Origin of the sequence: Alistipes intestinihominis, assembly GCF_040095975.1 — a bacterium.
GTDB classification, from domain to species: domain Bacteria; phylum Bacteroidota; class Bacteroidia; order Bacteroidales; family Rikenellaceae; genus Alistipes; species Alistipes senegalensis.
Genome location: NZ_JBBMFL010000009.1, coordinates 13,638 through 29,869 on the forward strand (window position 1 = coordinate 13,638; position 16,232 = coordinate 29,869).

Here is a 16,232-nt window from a genome sequence, read left to right on the forward strand (position 1 = left end):
ACATGTAGCCAGAGTTTGGCAAATCGAATACAAATATCCGGGTATGTATGGCGGGGGCGGTCAGGATATCTTTTATGATATCCTGACAATGTTCGAAGTTGATAACTCCGCAGAAGACGCCTATACCGATGACTTCGAAATAGCCCGTTCGGGTCTGCAGCAGCTAAGAAAACATATCTCAGAACAGGATGAAACCTTCCGGCAGAATGCCGAAGAATTTTATTCCTGCCTGGCAAAGGCCGGGATGGACCGGGAAAAGTTTATCGAAGTACTTGATTGTCTAATCAACGGCAGTGACCAAAGCGATGCCTATGTGCATGTCTCATGGTTTTAATGATATGCCATGAAGGCGTTTCGAGCAAACCTGCCGTAACATCAAACCTGTATGAAACCTAAAGATAACGGGCTGGCCAACCTTCATGACCGGAAACGTGAGGAACGCGGTTTCTGCTGCATGCAACTGATCATATTCCTTACAGACAATGGAGTGAAGAGCTGGGATGAATGGCACCGGGCGCATACCGACGCGGCCCGGGGCGAATGCAGATACCGCAAGCGGTGCCCGGTTTATGGACGTAGCAAACATTTAATGAACAATAAATAATATGGTACTTAATATTGTAAAAAACGACCTGCCTGCCTCATGCATTGCAGAATATGTAAGATGCGTGTTTGACAATGCCAAAGTAAACATCAAAGATGAAAATGCAGTATCCGTCGACATCGAAGTGACCGGAAAGAACGAGCTGCACTCTTTGGAAGGATTAAAAGAGTTGGAATACTATTTTAAAGATTATGACATAAGAATATGGTGACCGCCATGCAACGGGCGGCAAACCGGAAATTGTTCAACTACAGATAAAAAACAAGCAACATGGAACAGGAAAAACCTACAAAGCCGGAAACAGACAGAACCTTTCCGGAAGACGATGACACACTTTACCGTGAAATGACAGTGCACATGCCCCGCTGCTATTTTCCGACTTCGCTAGGCGAGAACAGTATCCTCAAATTTGCCGGAGAGGAATTCCGCCGCGTCAAGAATATTGTCTGCCGGCGCTACAACTTTAACGAGGACAAATATATCCGGGAGAACGCCGGCGTATCCCCTTTCGACTCTGTTCGAGGCAACTTCGAGCAGGAAGTGTACAGACGTCTCCGTAAGGATTATGCGCACCTCAGTATCATCTCCATCAGAAGATCACTTATGGAGAAAATCCGCGACGCCGTGAAGAAGGAGAACAACATCATCGGCACGTTCTACCGCAACTGCGGCGTACATTACCGGGAGGCGGAATCAGCGGAGTATGAAACCTCCCCGATAGTGGTGGTCCACAATTCCGCTTTTTACGGATACGGCGGTTATGAAAGTGCGACCGTTTATGAACTTTTCATCGACGGGAACGGCAAACTGCTCTGCACGCTCAACGGCGAAGCCGGCGAGGATTTCGATGAGCCCATCGGACAGGTACAGACCGAGGGATTGCTTGAGATTGCCCACTGGCTGGAAGAACACGGGTTCATCTCCGCTGATGTCAATGACGACGAGATTGTCGTATGCGAGGGGTGCGGTTCAGACAATATACAGACCCAGGCATGGGTGGATCCGAATGCCCGTACATTCATCGGTACCACGGGTATAGACCGCTATGATAACTGGTGCGACGAATGCGAGGACCATCAGCCATTCTGTACTTTAAAAGAGTTCAAAGAACGCATGGAGGAATGGTGGAACTCGTTGGACGCAAATCAAATGGAACAGATCACGGGTTGCCGTCAGGACAAGTGTCCGGCCGGAGACAACCATCAGGGGTTTGCCGAAACCTGCAATGAATGGTGGGAAAACAAGGGCTATGACGAGAAACGTAAAATCTGGAAAGAACATAATGACTGCTGATTATGATTTACAATCTTCTTAAACGCATACAGAACCTGTTGGCTTCCAAGCCGTCCGGGACAAAGGAGGAACAGGAAATCCTGAGTCTGGTCAGCCAGGCGCTTCCTGCAATGCTCAATGGGCATGATACGGAAACACTTGCCGCCAATGAGCTGCTGGTACGGATATGCCCCGACACCAAACGGCCGGTCCTCGTATGCCATAACGGCAACGGGCAGTGCCTGTGCCTGCACAATGGGACGACGGAAGAGGATGCCGTCGACGTGGACTTATGGCTGCGTTCCAACGGTAGAGAGTGTAACGGCTACAACAAGTTGCAGGAGGCTGTCGTGGACCTTGCCTACAATGCCGGGGCGGACAACCTGTGGGAGGACAGGGACTCCCGTGCCGTCAATGCCGAGATCGTCCAGTGGGCGGAAGAATTCGAGACTGAGCATGCGGGCACTGATTGGGATGCGGAGGACTACTTCCTTGCCATCGACAGGTTTTACAAGGAAAAGACAAAACAAATGAATCCGGTTACAATACCGGCGAACTGAAAAAATGGCAACCGAATGGACAAGGAAATTGCAGAAGAAATCATCCGGGAAAACCGTTATCCGTCCGGATATGACATACAAGACTATCTGTTTGACAATGAGGATACTGTGCTTTCTCTGGAGGACGGAACGGAGCTGCTTGATGACTTCGACCTCTGGAAAGAACGTTCCGACCTCGAACTTGAAAAAATCATGGACCGGAACTACTGGTCCTCGACTGGTGGATATTAGATTAAAAACAGGAATATAATTATGGTAAGAGAACTTTATCAACGGCTCAGGGAATATTTCAACAACTTACCCGAACCGACAGAAGAGGAAAGACAATTTATCCGGGAGCTGAACGCCGGGTATTTCCCTATCACGTCCGTCCACCGCGATGACCTGGAAGGACAAGGTTTCGATGTGGAAAAGATCAGCGATGACGACATGCAGAATCTGGCGGAAAAGATGGCCGACGATTACTGCGAACAGTTGTTCTGGCCCAGCATGGAAATCATTGCCGGAGAAATCCTGAGTTTCCCGAAAGTAAAAACAAAAGACATTATCTGTCCGAAATGCAATTCGGAAAATATCCGTTATGATATTCACGAAAGTCGGTTCCACTGCGGCGAGTGTTCCCTGGCATGGGATGACAAGTTATATGCACTCGTGGAATTTCCCGAGGAAAGTGCTCCTTTCGAGGAAGAAGGAACCGGTTATCCGGCATGGGGAAGCGGGGAGAACGGGGCGCTTTACGTGCCCGAGGAAGACTATATACGCCATACCGGCAAATCTCCCGAACGGGACAAGTGTTACCGTGCCGTGTGTTGGCCGGACTCCCAGAAATACATGGGAACGAAAGGTTGTGAACCCATACAGGATGAAAACGGGATACGGGATTTCGGCACATCGGCATACTGGGTGCCGCTGCTTCTGACGGAAGAAGCGGCAGAGCGACGAATGGACAAGAAAAAGGTACCGGTATGCCCCGAATGTGGGGGCACAGATATTGACATTCTGAGTGACGAGGGCGTGGCCGTATGCAATGACTGCTGCCTTGAATGGCCTTACGCGGAGGATTGAGAATGGAAACGGTAGATGTTTATACGGAACGAGGCGACCTGGTCACCTGTTCCGATTGCGGCAAGGTGATGCTCCTGCCGTATGGAGCGGATAAATGTCCCGCCTGCAAGAAAGAAGGTTGCCTGGTATGGACGGACGAAAGCTTGCGGGAAGCCGACATCGACTCCCTGCTCGAGAGGCACTGTAACCTGCACCAGAAGAGCGAACTGCAACCGGAGGAGTATCTTTCACTTTCCATACTGGTGACCGAGTATATTCCATATCTGGCCGATAAACCGCAGACAGCGCGTGAAACCCTGTTCCTACTCCTTGAAACCGGCTCTCTTTTCGAGAAATACTGGCGGGATACAAGATGCTTCCAATCCGAAAATATCTACACGCCCGCCATCAAGACACTGCTTGACAAACTGGACGTGAAACTGCGAGAGGGCGACACGATTCCGGTAGAATACCAGGATTGCCGCTCCCTGGAGGACTTCTTCAGGGTCGTTGCCGGCGAGCGTCCGGCAAAGGAAGAGGTATCGTTTTCTTCAGATAAGGAGGGAAACTATTATTTCAACGGACGCAAGGTCAAGGTGGAAAATTCTGACGAGTACGCCTACCGCCTGCTGAAAACCAAAATACAGACGAGCTACCGGCGTCCGGTAGATTTTTACTTCCGCTTCCTTGCCCGTTTCGGACCATACGGAACTTATGGCAACGTGTATTACCCGAGTATCACGGACCTGATATGCAGGCGTTACCTGCCTGAAACCGCAAAATGAATTCCGGAAAGGCGATGGACAACGGTTCACCGCCTTTCTTATTGTATAACTTTTTTAATATCAATCATTATGGCAACAGCATTAGCAACAACGGCCGCCCCCGTGCAGTTCGATTTCCAGAACAACAACGTCGAGGTGATGACGCTCGACACGCTCCGGCGCACACACAAGGAAAATGACATCTATGGCAACCCGCTCAAGGGAATCTACCATTACGAGGTGATAGAGCGCATGGCGGACATCTGCCAGAAACACAACCTGAATTACGAGGTGGAGGAAATCTTCGCCGCCCAGAACAAGAACAAGGCACAGCCCGGCGTGGTCGTCCTGCCCCAGGTGGAACAAAAGTACGGGGCGATGGCCGTCGAGGCGCATATCCTGCGCCGCGTTTATACGACCATCCGCATTAAGGAATGGGAAACGGACGAGCTGACCACGACGCTTGTCATCGCCTTCCATCAGGACGGCATCCAGGCGGCCATCGGCCCGTGCGTCAGGGTGTGCCACAACCAGTGCATCCTCTCCCCCGAACGCAGTGTGTCGAACTACGGGAAAGACAAAGTCACCACCGAAGAGCTTTTCGGTCGTGTAGACGAGTGGCTCTCGAACTTCGAGGTACAGATGAACGAGGACAGGGAACGCATCCGCCGCCTGAAAGCGAAAGTAATTACCCCGGTGGAGATGTACGCCTACATCGGATTGCTGACAGCATTGCGCGTATCGCATGACAGTTCCGACAAGCGTCTTTCGTCCAAGGTGGAGACCTATCCCCTGAACCAGTCCCAGATTTCCATCTTCACCGAGGACCTGCTCAAACTCACCGAAGAGAAGAAGACGCTCACGGCGTGGGATATCTATAACGTGGCAACCGAAATCTACAAGCCCGGACGTACGGACATTCCGGCCATGATTCCCCAGAACGGGGCGCTGGCCGAGCTGATGCTCTCGGAAGGGTTGCCGGAATCTTAAAAGGCTGCCACGTGACAAGAATCAAGGGACAACTGACGACAGCCGACTACCTGCCCATAGCGGAATATAACAGGCTGGTCCGCGGGCTTGAGAAGGACGGCGAGTACCTGTGGGAGACCTACTGCTGGCTGTCGTTCTGCACGGCATGCAGGGCCTCCGACGTGAGGACCCTGCGCTGGAAAGACATCTTAGGAAAAAGCACCATGACCCGCATCGAGCAGAAAACAAAGAAAAACCGCCTGATCAAGTTCAACAGGGACGTGCAGGAGAAGAACCGTTTCCTGTACGAGATGCTCGGACAACCCGCCCCCGAACAGTACATCTTTCTCAGCCCGCGTACCGGGAAACCTTACTCGCTGGAATACATCAACAGGCTGCTCAAGGTATTCAAGGTAAGGTACAGGCTGCCGATCAGGGCATTCTCCACACATACCTTCCGCAAGACTTTCGGGCGCTATGTCTACGAGCTGATGGGACGCTCGGCCGAGGGCCTGATCCTGCTCAACCAGATATTCCGCCATTCCAACCTGGAAACCACCCGGCGCTACATCGGGCTGGCGCAGGAGGACATCGACAAAGTGTTCGATTCCATACGTCTATGAGAATATTTTCAACGATGCCCGGAACCCGAGCGGGAGGTTCCGGGCTATGCTTTATATAACATATCAAAATCAGAACTGTAAATGGACACACCGATATATATCGACACATACTTCCGCGTCGAGTCCGGCTATGACGGCGGTCGCATGCCGGAAGAGAAAGCCGGACGCTTCTTCGACGAGGTAAAGCGCCTTTTCACGGAAACAGGGTTCAGCATCAAGGAAAACAAATACAAAGACGGTTGTCCCGAGGTGTATCTCGGAAAGACATGCCTGTACTGTCATCCCCAATCGTTATCGGGCCCTGTTCTTAAAGAGCACATGGAGCTTATCGAGAAGATTCTGGCACAAGGAACGACCTTCCGGTACCTACGTACTGACACTTACGGCGAGATTCTCGACCTGACGGAGGAGGAAGAACTCGCGTATTACCACAAGACTCATGACATGACTATCGGGGGTGTCTTTCTCGACGCCTTCCGCACCAAGCGCCGGAACCTGTACAAGAGCCGGGAGCAGGTGCTGGAAATACTCGTCGAAAAGCTGCGTGTCAAGACACTCCGTGGGAAGTCCGTTTATTCGAACACCTCCCCGGCATACCGTTATATCAGGGAAATGTACGGGAAAATGGTGTCTGAAGGACGGCTCGTCGAGGGATGCAAGCAAACCGCTTCCGGGAAACTGCCGCTCTGCCGCACGGCAACCGGCAGGGAACTGAAAATGAAAAGACGGGAAGACGACAGGACGGAATGACACGCGGTTCCGTACCGGACATGGCCGGATACCAGTCCGAAGACTTCTGTAAATCATAATTTTCAAGCCGGACTGTCAATCGAAAGAAGGACGACCCGGCTATACTTCAACAACAAGAGATAGCACTATTATGAGCATACAAATCGGAAAACTGTTGCCGGACGGCAGTGTCCGGCACATCAAGGCGCTCCATGAGACGCTTTCAAAAGACCTTGTGAGGAAACTCCGGGTGTTCTATCCCAATGACAGACGGGTAGATGCCCTGCTGTCGCTGGGCGACATACAAAAACTGGGACCGTCACCCTATGGAAAATGGACAGGAACCGGCGATACCGTCCACTGTTTTTCAAAGATCCGTGACGGACGGGAAACACCGCGGCAATCCGCATCACGCATCGCGGACAACGCAGACATTTTCGGCCGCATGGAGGACACGTGCCTCCTGTTCGATAACGGCAGATGGCATGTCATGGACAAGGGAGAATACTGTGAACAGCCGCTCTTCGTCGAAGATACGCCCTCCCATGACAGCATGAAACCGATCACGGTATATGTGAACAACCATGTCCGACTCGAAAAGATAAATACACCGCAGCACTGGCAGGGACTTGAGGAACTCGCCGAACGGGAATCCAGGATACTCTATGTCTACCGGGGGTGCCGCCTTGTGAGAATCGTCCGTTCGTCCAACCTTAAAAAGAAACTGTATGCGGCACAATAACATCGTATCGGCCATAGAATGGCTGCCGGAACACCTGTTCACGGAAGAGATCGTGGAAGCAGCCGTCGAAAGCAAGGAAATAGAGGTGCTGAGCCATATTCCGGGACGTTTCCTCACACCCGGACGTATAGAACGAATCATCGCGGGCAGCACGGAGAGCTGGCACAGCTTCGAGCTGCGCAATATTCCGGAGGCGTACCGTTCGGGAGCAGTCTGTGACTACGCCATGCGCAAAAAACCGAAGAATATCACGGCCGTTCCCGAAGCAATGGTTACCCGAGAAATGGCAGAAGCGGTCATCCGAAACGGACGCGGGGATTTCGACATTCTCGCCTTCATACCTGAACGCCTTTGGGATGCGCAACTGGCATACCTGGCCTTGCGCAGCTATATTTACGACCCGTATTACACGGACAGCAGGACAGACGCCGTCATGAAAACGGGGCTTATCCTCGGATATGTCCCCGTTGAGGTAAAGACTCAAGAGTTCTATTACGGGATGCTCGACGGGATGAAAATATTGAGCACGGTTACCGATGCCGTCGTGCCGTCCCGTTTCAAGACTGCGGCATACTACCGCAAGATGGCGGAACATGACCTCTCGCTTGTTCCCGCCCGGTTCTATTCCTATGAGATTCTCCATGCGGCTGTCTGTTCGACCGAAGGAAAAAACTTCATCACAGACCCCCAGTTTTTCAAGCCGTTGTCGGTATATCTGGACGACATGCTGGCGGACCGGCTGATGGAGAAACACCCTTACATGTTCGGGGAGTTGCCGAAGCGGTTCAAGACACCGGAAAGACTGGTCATTGCCATCGATAACAGCAAACGGGAGACGAACTGCTATATCGACGAGGAAACTGAACAATCCCTGCTCACGGTGGAAGTGTGCAAGGCATTCATCCGAAGAAACGGCAACTGTCCCGAATTTCCTGAAAATGTATGGACGCGGGAATTTGTCGACTACTGCATGGAGCACGGGACGAGTTTCCGCTGGTTCCGCCAGATGCCCAAAAAGTTCCAGAGCTCCGCGAACACGCAGGCGGCGTATGATTACGGTCATTACCATATCTGTGACTTTGCCAAACGGTTCATCACTCCGCAAATGGCGAAGGAGTGCTACCAGGAGCGCAGTTATGCACATGCCATCCCCGGACATTTCCTCACGGAGTTCTGCCGACAGACCGGACTGCCCGAGAAGTTCTACGGCGGGGAAACCACGATGCTGTCGCTGAAAAACAGCCGTGACGACTATACTTACTGCAAAGTCGGCAATACCTGTCTGGCCTTTTACCTGAAAGAACAATACGAGCCGTCCTCGGCACATCTGATGATGACGCGGTCGGATTCAAAATACTGCACGCCGGAGAAGGTGTTCGACGTGCCTGTCGGAACCTTCCACCGCACGTGGCTGGAAAAGATCGTGGCGGAAAACGACCCCCGCTTTGTCAAACCCCGTGTGGACAAAGCGTTGAAAGCCGTACAGGCGGTCTGCTATTACGGTGTCGAGAAGTTGAAGGACCTGAACCGTACGGAAATCTTCCGCAACACCTTCATGGGTGAGACCATCGGTTACTGCGCCCGCCGCAGGGACCTGACCTACCACAGCGACAACTGCGGGACCCTTATCGAGGGCTTGAAGTTCAAGATCCGGGGAATGGCTGTCCCCGTAACCTTGGCGGAAGACATGACTCCTTATACGGCCGACATGCTGCACCGGAAGTTCGGCTTCTGCTATATCGGAATGACGGCATTCGCCACGGACTACGGCCTGGACATGGAGAAGGCATACACCTTTGCACAGATGCGCCAGATCGTAAGGGAGAAAGGGCACAAGCCGTCATTGAGAAACTACAAACGTGAACTGAAACAAATAAACATCATACAATGAAAAAATACCGGATAGCTATCGAAGAGACGCTCCGTAAGGTCGTGGAGATCGAGGCAGAAACGCCCGGTCTGGCCGTCTGCAGGGCGGAAGACGAATACAATGAAGAGAAACACGTGCTGTCAGCCGACAATTTCGCAGGAGCTGACATCGCGCTCTCGACTGATGACAGCACGGTCATGGAGACTCTGGAAGACGTGGATTTCATCGGATACGTGCAACGCCGTTTCGAGGAATGCCGGGAGTCCATATCCGTCGAAGACAAAGTCCGGCTGGCATTCGGAAGTTTCGACAACGCCCTGTATGAGTTCGGCGAATACCGTAAGGAGGCGGCTCGGAACCGCCCGCAGGTCTACCTGCTGTACCGGAGCGATGCCTGGCACAACCGTTCTTCCATGGAGCTCATAGCCCCGTTCTCCTCCCTCGAAAACATGATGGAGTACCTGCGGCGTAAGAAGAAGGAATTCCGCCTGACGGAAAGTGATCTGGAAGAGTTCAAGAACAACCGGCAGACGAAGGGGCGCGACGAAAACTACCTGTACGAGTCGGATTATTTGGATGTGCTGCCGGAACAGGAACCCGAACTGCCGCCGAAAGATGACGCTTTCTATGACAAGGTTTTCACCTGCGGGCAATCCGAGCTGTCACGCAGGGAGTTGGAATCTCTGCCGGAGCCGTTCGATACCTACCATGTTACGGACGAAGAAATGGAACAGATTGTGTACGAAACGGAAATGGAGACACGGGACCGGCTGCGGCTCGGTAAAAGAAAGCCCATAGATTTTGACAATGACCGCCATAGTGAAATCTGGTGGGAAGAAATGGAAAAAGCAGTGGTAAGGCACGGCGTACCGTACTACGAGGCCGAATAACGAAAATAGAACCTGTTCATCACATGCCATAATGATGACGGGCCGTCGCGGCTACGGCTGCGGCGGTCTTTTTTTTCAAAACGAGGTGAGTATTCCACCCCTTATACAAAACGATTACCTACTCTTAAAAAAACGGATTTATGAAACAGACAAGACAGGATTTCTTCACGGCGAACGGGGAAGGAATCAAAATCATGACATTTACGGAGTTCGCCCGGCATATCCTGCGTATGGAATGCGGGGAAAGTCTGGAACTGTATGCCGTTGTGAACCGGCAGACACGGGAATGCTCCCGGCCGCTCTCTGTCAGAAAGGAACAATGGAACGGTACGCCCTTTTACCTGCTCGGCGGGCACGGGCAGGAAGTCCGTACCATCAATTTTGCGGGTCGTCCGAAAGAGGAGTTTGAAACGACCTGCCATGATGTCTTGGACAGCTACGATGCCGTGGAAAGTATCGGGGCGGTCGTGTCAAGACTGCGTGAATTATCTCCTGAAGAACTGCATAAGCGGATTGCGGAAGAGATGAAGACCGGCTGTAAATACCTGTTGGTCTACCGCAGCGAGGAGGAGATGACGGCCGCACTCGACGGCAAGATATACGCCATCAGCGATACGGACGGCAAATTCCTTTGCGACCTGTATCAGCCGGATTATCTCCATCTGGAAAACGGGGGCGATATTGTGGACACCGCATCCATTCCGGACATGCATTTCCATTCCGATTGGGCAATCGCCAACCCCACGGTACGCGACAAGGTGCTCTCCTCCCGGATGGTGATTATATATACCCACGAAACGGTAACGCTATGATAGAGATTGGCAACAGGATAGAAACGCCGGAAGGTGTGTTCTATGAACTGGAATACGGAGGGGAAGGAAACATCTACAAGAACGAGGATGCCTTTCTCAACCGCCCCGATGAAGTGTGCTATGTACCTGAATACGCGGCAGAAGACCGTGAGGACTGGCGTGTGTCGGAGAGCAGTGACGGCTGTTTCACGCATAACTCACTGCTCGCCCTGTGCAAGGGTAATGAAGAGGTGTGCCAGGATCTGTTTTACAGCCTTGAATGGACGTACCCGACCACCTTGCTGGAAGAATGGGACTCGAACGGCTATTTCGATGAGATCGAGGGCTGGTATGACAGTAACGATTAAATGGAACGGCATATCATGGACAGGAAATACAAAATCACATACTCGGGAAAAATCACGGGCAAGACCCCGAACTACATATTGAGCCTGCGGGCGCATCTGAAAGGCATCTTCCCTGAAATGGAACGGTATGGTAAGGAAGAATTCGACCACGTGCTTCATTGCATCAGCTCGTTCATTGATGATTTTACCTTCAAGGTACGCAATTCCCGATACCGGGGAGACATCCTGAAAAGGACTATCAGTAACGACTGCCTGAAAGTGTTCAACCTGGGTGACGAGAAAGTGATACTGACCGTCTCCTTCACCCCGCTGGAAACATGAAACCAACAATATGACAGATATGGATAAAATACAGAAAGACAATGCGGAGCCGGGCAAAGCCCCGGACAAAATGAGCGCCGACAAGCTGCATCTGTTCGCCACCCAGTACGCCTTTATCGACGGACGGCTGCACGAGGCCGAGCAAGCCATGCTGAAATTCATGCTGGAGTTCCTGGCACAATATGGCCGCGTATCACTCGGCCTTACAGAAGAGGAGGAACTCGATGACAACAACTTCCCCGTCACGACAACCTTGTACGGGAAGCACGACACGCCCCGTATCAAGCTTACCGATGTCTACCTGACGGATGACGGGGAATATCTCCTTGCTGACGGAATAGATGCGGAGACCGGGGAAAAACGGGACGGATTCTATATCTACAGCGAACAATACGCCGATATCTTCCAGTTCGTCGGCCACGCTTCGGAGATGAACTGACGAATGAGGAACAACCATAAAACGAAATATCAATGGACTGTATCAAAGATTTACAAGACGCCATCCGCAACATTCTCGTGAACAACGGCCTTACGGAACTCTGTCTGGGAGAGCCTGACGAACTGGACGATCCCACCTATATCATCTGGTATGACAGGCACTGTGAGCCTCACGAAGACCCGGTATTGAAGGTTTACCTTGAAAATGAGGGCATTGCCGTTGAGGTCGAAGCCCGCAGTTTCGGGAACACGATAACCGTCTACGATTATGACATAGACCGTATTGAATGGTGGAAAGGCATTCATGCCAATATTCTGGAAGTGCTGGAGCGTGACGGCAAGCGCCGGTGTCCGGCCTGTGGCAGGACGGTCAAGGGGAAGCAGCGGTATTGCGGTGCCGGATGCCGTGATTTCATGACTCCCGGACCGACAGTGGAGCAGGTCGCGGAAAAAGCCAACCGGAATATCCGCAAACTGGCAAGCCTTGCCGCCGGAAAAGACAAGGCGTACCGGAAGCGGCTGATAGAGAAATATACCGTCGGTCCGTCATAAGCCGGCTTTGTTACACTAAAAAATGTATGATATTATGGCAACAAGAACCATTTACCTGACCGTACGGCTCGATATCGACAACCCGAAGGCTGATGAAATAACGGACGAAGAGGTTGACGAAATTATCAGCGAAGTGGACTATGAATTCAAAAATTACGGGGACTATGAAATCGACACGGAAATCTGCGGGAAAAATGACGAAGGTGGTCTTTAGACGCTATCCCGACGGACAGGTCATCGCCCTGTTCCCGGACATACCGTGGAGCGGACGGCGGGGTGAAATAACCTCCTACATGCATGTCGGCCAGCATGGCGCAGCCGACTATGCGGGCGTGATCGCCATGACACGGCCAGCCCATGAAAAGGAGTACCGCAACCCGCTTTCCGAACTGAGAGCCATCGGTTACGATGACCTACACATCATGCGGCGTGCAAGACCGAAATTCATAAACAGCTAAAAACAAATCTTATGTCTCATAAACCGAATGCCGTTCCTGTCTTGCAGGAGGGAACGGTCTATACAATTATACTTGACAACGGACGAAAGGTCCACGACGTAATCTATCATGCCTGTGTCGCCTCCGGCAAGTCGTATTTCGCCAAAGGCGATAAGACCTATCCCGCCGAAAAGGTGCGGAACCATTCAATCACCGGACATGCCGCATCGGACGGCTCTAGAAGGAACGGCACACCCAATCCCGACCGCTTCGCCATCACGGATGAAGTGTGCGAGGTCGTTGATGTAGTTACCACGCCGGAAACCAATCCGGAAATGTTCCGGTGTCGTGTCAAATGCCTGATGTATTCAGGCCTGTCACAAGCCGAGGCTGAGAAAGTCATCGCTTCAACGCCACTAAAGCTGGAACTCTTCTACGACGTAGGCCGTGGCAGTTTCGCTATTGACGCCGAGGCAGTTGGCAACACACCGCTGTATAATCCTTACACGGGAAAGGAAATCCCGGATGAAACCTAAGCCGAACTACATCGAATATGAGAGAACTATATATCAAGAATCTCTGCATCGAGATTACCCGACGTTGCAACATGCGCTGTACCCATTGCATGCGGGGAGATGCCGAATCCGTGGATATCCCTTTGAAACATATAAGCAACCTGCTGCGGCATGTCAGGCATATTCACCATTTCAACATCACGGGCGGCGAGCCGTCGCTTAACGTCCGGGCCATCCGCCATATCCTCGAACGGGTACGCGCCTACGGTATTACTGTCAATGACTTTTATATCGTAACCAACGGCTCTGCCACATCCCGTTCGGAGGAATTCATAGAAGCCTGCGCCGCACTGTACGAGTACCAGGAGGAAAAGGAACAGGACTCCGGCCACATGCTCGAAATGAGCGACGACCGCTTCCATGATCCGGCAGAGCATGCCGCCACGCTCGCGGCACTTTCCCCGTATCCCTTTTTCGGAGTCCGGGGACAGGCCGAGCGTATCTTCCTTTTCCGGGAAGGCCGCAGCACGGAGGGGTTTCCGAACCCTGTTCATGGGATTTATCTTACGGAGGAGAACTACGTTTACGGCGACCTCTGTCTCAATGCTGAAGGCATGGTTCTCTCCAACGGGGACCTGAGTTATGCCCGCCAACGGGAACATGCCCTGTGTCCCTGCGGGAAACTGATGCAATATCTCCGGATGACCTTGAAAAAGCGTCAAAAAGAAAGATTGTACGAATAAATACACAAATCAAAAAACTTATGTCAATCGTATGCAGTATCTGCGGCGGCACTGGAGTGAAATGTACCGCCGTCATCGACCCGAACACCAGACAGTTCCTCGAATTTACCCGCAACGCCTTGTCGGACGGCCGGTGCAGCCAGTGCGGCAACGTTGCCCTGACCGACCCTGACGAAGTAAAAGCCGGGCTGGACAAGCTTTGGACGGAATATACGGCGCGGCATCGTGCCGCCCCCAACTACACCTGCTGCGACATTGTCCGGCATGGTGATTACGACGGGTGTGAAAAGGCGTATATCCGCATCGGAGGCCCGTCAGACGTGGTCGAGAAGTATCCGGTCGTGGCCGTGTGCCGCGACCTCGAAGAGCTCAAATCACTTGCGCTCCCTGACCCGACGCGAGAATTTACCCTCATGGGAATTCAAGGGTTCGAGTTCCACGACGTGTTGGAAAACAAGACCTACGAGATCGGGGTGGACGACCTGAAAATTCCCGTCACGACGAAAGAGGTGCTGGACTTTTACCCGGCGGAACATCGGCTGAAAGAAACGGACATCGAACAATATGCCGCGGCTTACACGGCCCGTATCAAGGCGTACAGGGAGTATACCCGTCAGCTCGACGCCACACTCGTGCGGCGGCTTCTCGACAAAGAGCGGCTGATGAAAGTCGGCGAGAGCGACGGTTTCCGCTTGAAACTCCATTTCGACTGGTTTGTCATTTTAAAGCGGGAGAACGAAAGGATGTACGCGCCTTTCAAATACGCTGTAAATGCTTATTGTCTGGATAATATCCAAACTTTCGACCGTCGTTATGTCACGCTCGAAGATGCCTTGCTCCACTGCCTGAACGGTTTCAACGAGAACGCGAACATTCCTAACCGTTACAAGTCCATCGGGCATTACCTGTCGGGGAAATCCTGACGACGGGCAGTGTATCGACGGGTTACCGGAGGCCACGGGTGCTTTCCCCTTGACCGGAATACCGTCGGAACAAGTAACAATGTAACCAAAGAATAAAAAATATGATGAATGATTATAAAATCAAGAACATTCTCGAATCCCTGAAAGAGGAGGTCGAGAACGGGAAGGTATCCCTGCGGGAAGCTGCTGTCGAACTTCATAAAGCCGGCTGGACGAATTTCATCGACATCGACGCCACGAGGAACCTACTGAAGACCCGGAATGTAACGGGGAACGGAAATGTCCCGGGAGTTTCCGACATGATGGGAAAATACCGCGAGATGAAAGCGGCGCACCCGGATGCCCTGTACATTTTCCGAAACGGGGAATCTTGTGAATTGTATGAGGATGATGCCATCGCCGCTTCCGGCATTTTGGGCATTGCCACCGCCGAACGCGTCGACGGGCAAGGGAAAGGCGTCAAGGAACTGCGGTTTTCTTTTCGTGACCTGGACGTGTATCTCCCCAAACTGATACGCGCCGGAAACCGGGTGGCTGTCTGCGAACCGAATCAAACCGGTTCGGGCAAACGAGTTTGATAACCATTAAATAACAAATATTCAAAACCCAAAGACACATGATAAAGATAACAACGATTTTCGGCGAGGACGCCGTACGGGAATATGAAGAGAACAATGAACTGCCTTCTGAAGAATGGCTGGCGGATAACGGGGGCGTCGTGGACGAGAAAGAGTTCGAGACTGAGGCGGAGTACAATGCCTACATCGCCGGGGTAAACGATGCCGACGGATGGAGTGATTATCATATCATACGCCACCGGTCGGAAGAGGCGGACACCTCGAGAGAGGAAAATCTCTGGCTACGTCTCGGAATTAGCGTCCGGGGCAGCCGGGAGGACATCGAAAGGATTCTAAACGGGGACACCGAAACCCTTCGGAAACTGCTCGATGCCGGACGTTATGGGATTGGCGGAGAGACCTATGTCCCTGGTTCGACCGTCGAGGGGTACAACGAGGACCACGACACGGAGTTCGAGGAGGAAGACGTGGAGTTCCATTTATAATAAAACCACACCAT

Annotated in this window: 26 protein-coding genes; all 26 read left to right on the forward strand. The window is 52.2% G+C overall.

All coding sequences use genetic code 11. The features are described 5' to 3' along the window. The first annotated feature begins 43 nt into the window (after positions 1-43). The 26 genes from WMO46_RS08785 to WMO46_RS08910 all read left to right on the forward strand — a co-directional run bounded on the left by WMO46_RS08785 (position 44) and on the right by WMO46_RS08910 (position 16,218). Positions 44-334 carry a hypothetical protein gene (locus WMO46_RS08785; RefSeq protein WP_004293650.1) on the forward strand — a complete coding sequence of 97 codons (291 nt, stop codon included), beginning with the start codon at positions 44-46 and terminating at the stop codon, positions 332-334. 51 nt (positions 335-385) lie between these two features. Further along, a complete protein-coding gene (locus WMO46_RS08790) occupies positions 386-604 on the forward strand; it encodes a hypothetical protein (protein ID WP_004293651.1) in 219 nt (72 codons plus the stop codon). Position 605: 1 nt separating this feature from the next. After that, a complete protein-coding gene (locus WMO46_RS08795; protein ID WP_004293652.1) occupies positions 606-815 on the forward strand; it encodes a hypothetical protein in 210 nt (69 codons plus the stop codon). Between the two features lie 59 nt (positions 816-874). Further along, positions 875-1,897, forward strand: coding sequence for a hypothetical protein (locus WMO46_RS08800; protein WP_004293653.1), 1,023 nt, complete (start codon positions 875-877; stop codon positions 1,895-1,897). Positions 1,898-1,899: 2 nt separating this feature from the next. Then, positions 1,900-2,436, forward strand: coding sequence for a hypothetical protein (locus WMO46_RS08805; protein WP_004293654.1), 537 nt, complete (start codon positions 1,900-1,902; stop codon positions 2,434-2,436). Between the two features lie 15 nt (positions 2,437-2,451). Further along, the gene (locus tag WMO46_RS08810; protein WP_004303944.1) at positions 2,452-2,667 is read left to right on the forward strand and encodes a hypothetical protein; all 216 of its coding nucleotides are present in this window, start codon (positions 2,452-2,454) and stop codon (positions 2,665-2,667) included. A gap of 21 nt (positions 2,668-2,688) precedes the next feature. Beyond that, positions 2,689-3,501 (forward strand): hypothetical protein, encoded by an 813-nt coding sequence (locus tag WMO46_RS08815; protein ID WP_004293656.1) that lies wholly within the window; start codon positions 2,689-2,691, stop codon positions 3,499-3,501. After that, positions 3,480-4,265 carry a hypothetical protein gene (locus WMO46_RS08820; protein WP_004293657.1) on the forward strand — a complete coding sequence of 262 codons (786 nt, stop codon included), beginning with the start codon at positions 3,480-3,482 and terminating at the stop codon, positions 4,263-4,265. The genes WMO46_RS08815 and WMO46_RS08820 overlap by 22 nt, the downstream gene beginning before the upstream one ends. Positions 4,266-4,334: 69 nt before the next feature. Continuing rightward, the gene (locus tag WMO46_RS08825) at positions 4,335-5,234 is read left to right on the forward strand and encodes a DUF932 domain-containing protein (protein WP_004293658.1); all 900 of its coding nucleotides are present in this window, start codon (positions 4,335-4,337) and stop codon (positions 5,232-5,234) included. A gap of 11 nt (positions 5,235-5,245) precedes the next feature. Beyond that, the gene (locus WMO46_RS08830; protein ID WP_004293659.1) at positions 5,246-5,836 is read left to right on the forward strand and encodes a tyrosine-type recombinase/integrase; all 591 of its coding nucleotides are present in this window, start codon (positions 5,246-5,248) and stop codon (positions 5,834-5,836) included. Between the two features lie 81 nt (positions 5,837-5,917). Further along, a complete protein-coding gene (locus WMO46_RS08835; protein ID WP_004293660.1) occupies positions 5,918-6,586 on the forward strand; it encodes a hypothetical protein in 669 nt (222 codons plus the stop codon). Between the two features lie 130 nt (positions 6,587-6,716). Continuing rightward, complete coding sequence (locus WMO46_RS08840) at positions 6,717-7,307, forward strand: hypothetical protein (RefSeq protein WP_004293661.1); 591 nt, start codon at positions 6,717-6,719, stop codon at positions 7,305-7,307. Continuing rightward, entirely contained in the window at positions 7,294-9,198 is a 1,905-nt protein-coding gene (locus tag WMO46_RS08845) for a hypothetical protein (protein ID WP_004293662.1), read from the forward strand. Before WMO46_RS08840 ends, WMO46_RS08845 begins: the two co-directional genes overlap by 14 nt. Next, positions 9,195-10,067 carry a DpnD/PcfM family protein gene (locus tag WMO46_RS08850; protein WP_004293663.1) on the forward strand — a complete coding sequence of 291 codons (873 nt, stop codon included), beginning with the start codon at positions 9,195-9,197 and terminating at the stop codon, positions 10,065-10,067. Before WMO46_RS08845 ends, WMO46_RS08850 begins: the two co-directional genes overlap by 4 nt. 140 nt (positions 10,068-10,207) lie before the next feature. Further along, entirely contained in the window at positions 10,208-10,879 is a 672-nt protein-coding gene (locus tag WMO46_RS08855; protein WP_004293664.1) for a hypothetical protein, read from the forward strand. Further along, positions 10,876-11,226: a hypothetical protein gene (locus WMO46_RS08860; RefSeq protein ID WP_004293665.1), complete on the forward strand. Its 351-nt coding sequence runs from the start codon at positions 10,876-10,878 to the stop codon at positions 11,224-11,226. Before WMO46_RS08855 ends, WMO46_RS08860 begins: the two co-directional genes overlap by 4 nt. Before the next feature lie 15 nt (positions 11,227-11,241). Further along, positions 11,242-11,547 (forward strand): hypothetical protein, encoded by a 306-nt coding sequence (locus tag WMO46_RS08865; RefSeq protein ID WP_004303937.1) that lies wholly within the window; start codon positions 11,242-11,244, stop codon positions 11,545-11,547. 19 nt (positions 11,548-11,566) lie between these two features. After that, positions 11,567-11,986, forward strand: coding sequence for a hypothetical protein (locus WMO46_RS08870; RefSeq protein WP_004303935.1), 420 nt, complete (start codon positions 11,567-11,569; stop codon positions 11,984-11,986). Between the two features lie 32 nt (positions 11,987-12,018). Further along, on the forward strand, positions 12,019-12,537 hold the full coding sequence (locus tag WMO46_RS08875; RefSeq protein WP_004293668.1) for a hypothetical protein: 519 nt from the start codon (positions 12,019-12,021) through the stop codon (positions 12,535-12,537). A 34-nt stretch (positions 12,538-12,571) separates the two neighbouring features. After that, positions 12,572-12,751, forward strand: a complete 180-nt coding sequence (locus tag WMO46_RS08880) for a hypothetical protein (RefSeq protein ID WP_004293669.1) — start codon at positions 12,572-12,574, stop codon at positions 12,749-12,751. Beyond that, the gene (locus WMO46_RS08885; protein ID WP_004293670.1) at positions 12,732-12,995 is read left to right on the forward strand and encodes a hypothetical protein; all 264 of its coding nucleotides are present in this window, start codon (positions 12,732-12,734) and stop codon (positions 12,993-12,995) included. Before WMO46_RS08880 ends, WMO46_RS08885 begins: the two co-directional genes overlap by 20 nt. Positions 12,996-13,006: 11 nt before the next feature. Then, the gene (locus tag WMO46_RS08890; RefSeq protein ID WP_004293671.1) at positions 13,007-13,510 is read left to right on the forward strand and encodes a hypothetical protein; all 504 of its coding nucleotides are present in this window, start codon (positions 13,007-13,009) and stop codon (positions 13,508-13,510) included. A gap of 17 nt (positions 13,511-13,527) precedes the next feature. Continuing rightward, positions 13,528-14,232, forward strand: a complete 705-nt coding sequence (locus tag WMO46_RS08895; RefSeq protein WP_008672671.1) for a radical SAM protein — start codon at positions 13,528-13,530, stop codon at positions 14,230-14,232. A 20-nt stretch (positions 14,233-14,252) separates the two neighbouring features. Further along, positions 14,253-15,155, forward strand: a complete 903-nt coding sequence (locus tag WMO46_RS08900; protein ID WP_004293673.1) for a hypothetical protein — start codon at positions 14,253-14,255, stop codon at positions 15,153-15,155. Positions 15,156-15,256: 101 nt separating this feature from the next. Then, positions 15,257-15,733: a MutS N-terminal domain-containing protein gene (locus tag WMO46_RS08905; RefSeq protein ID WP_008143055.1), complete on the forward strand. Its 477-nt coding sequence runs from the start codon at positions 15,257-15,259 to the stop codon at positions 15,731-15,733. Positions 15,734-15,771: 38 nt separating this feature from the next. Continuing rightward, positions 15,772-16,218 carry a hypothetical protein gene (locus WMO46_RS08910; protein ID WP_004293675.1) on the forward strand — a complete coding sequence of 149 codons (447 nt, stop codon included), beginning with the start codon at positions 15,772-15,774 and terminating at the stop codon, positions 16,216-16,218. Positions 16,219-16,232: the final 14 nt, after the last annotated feature.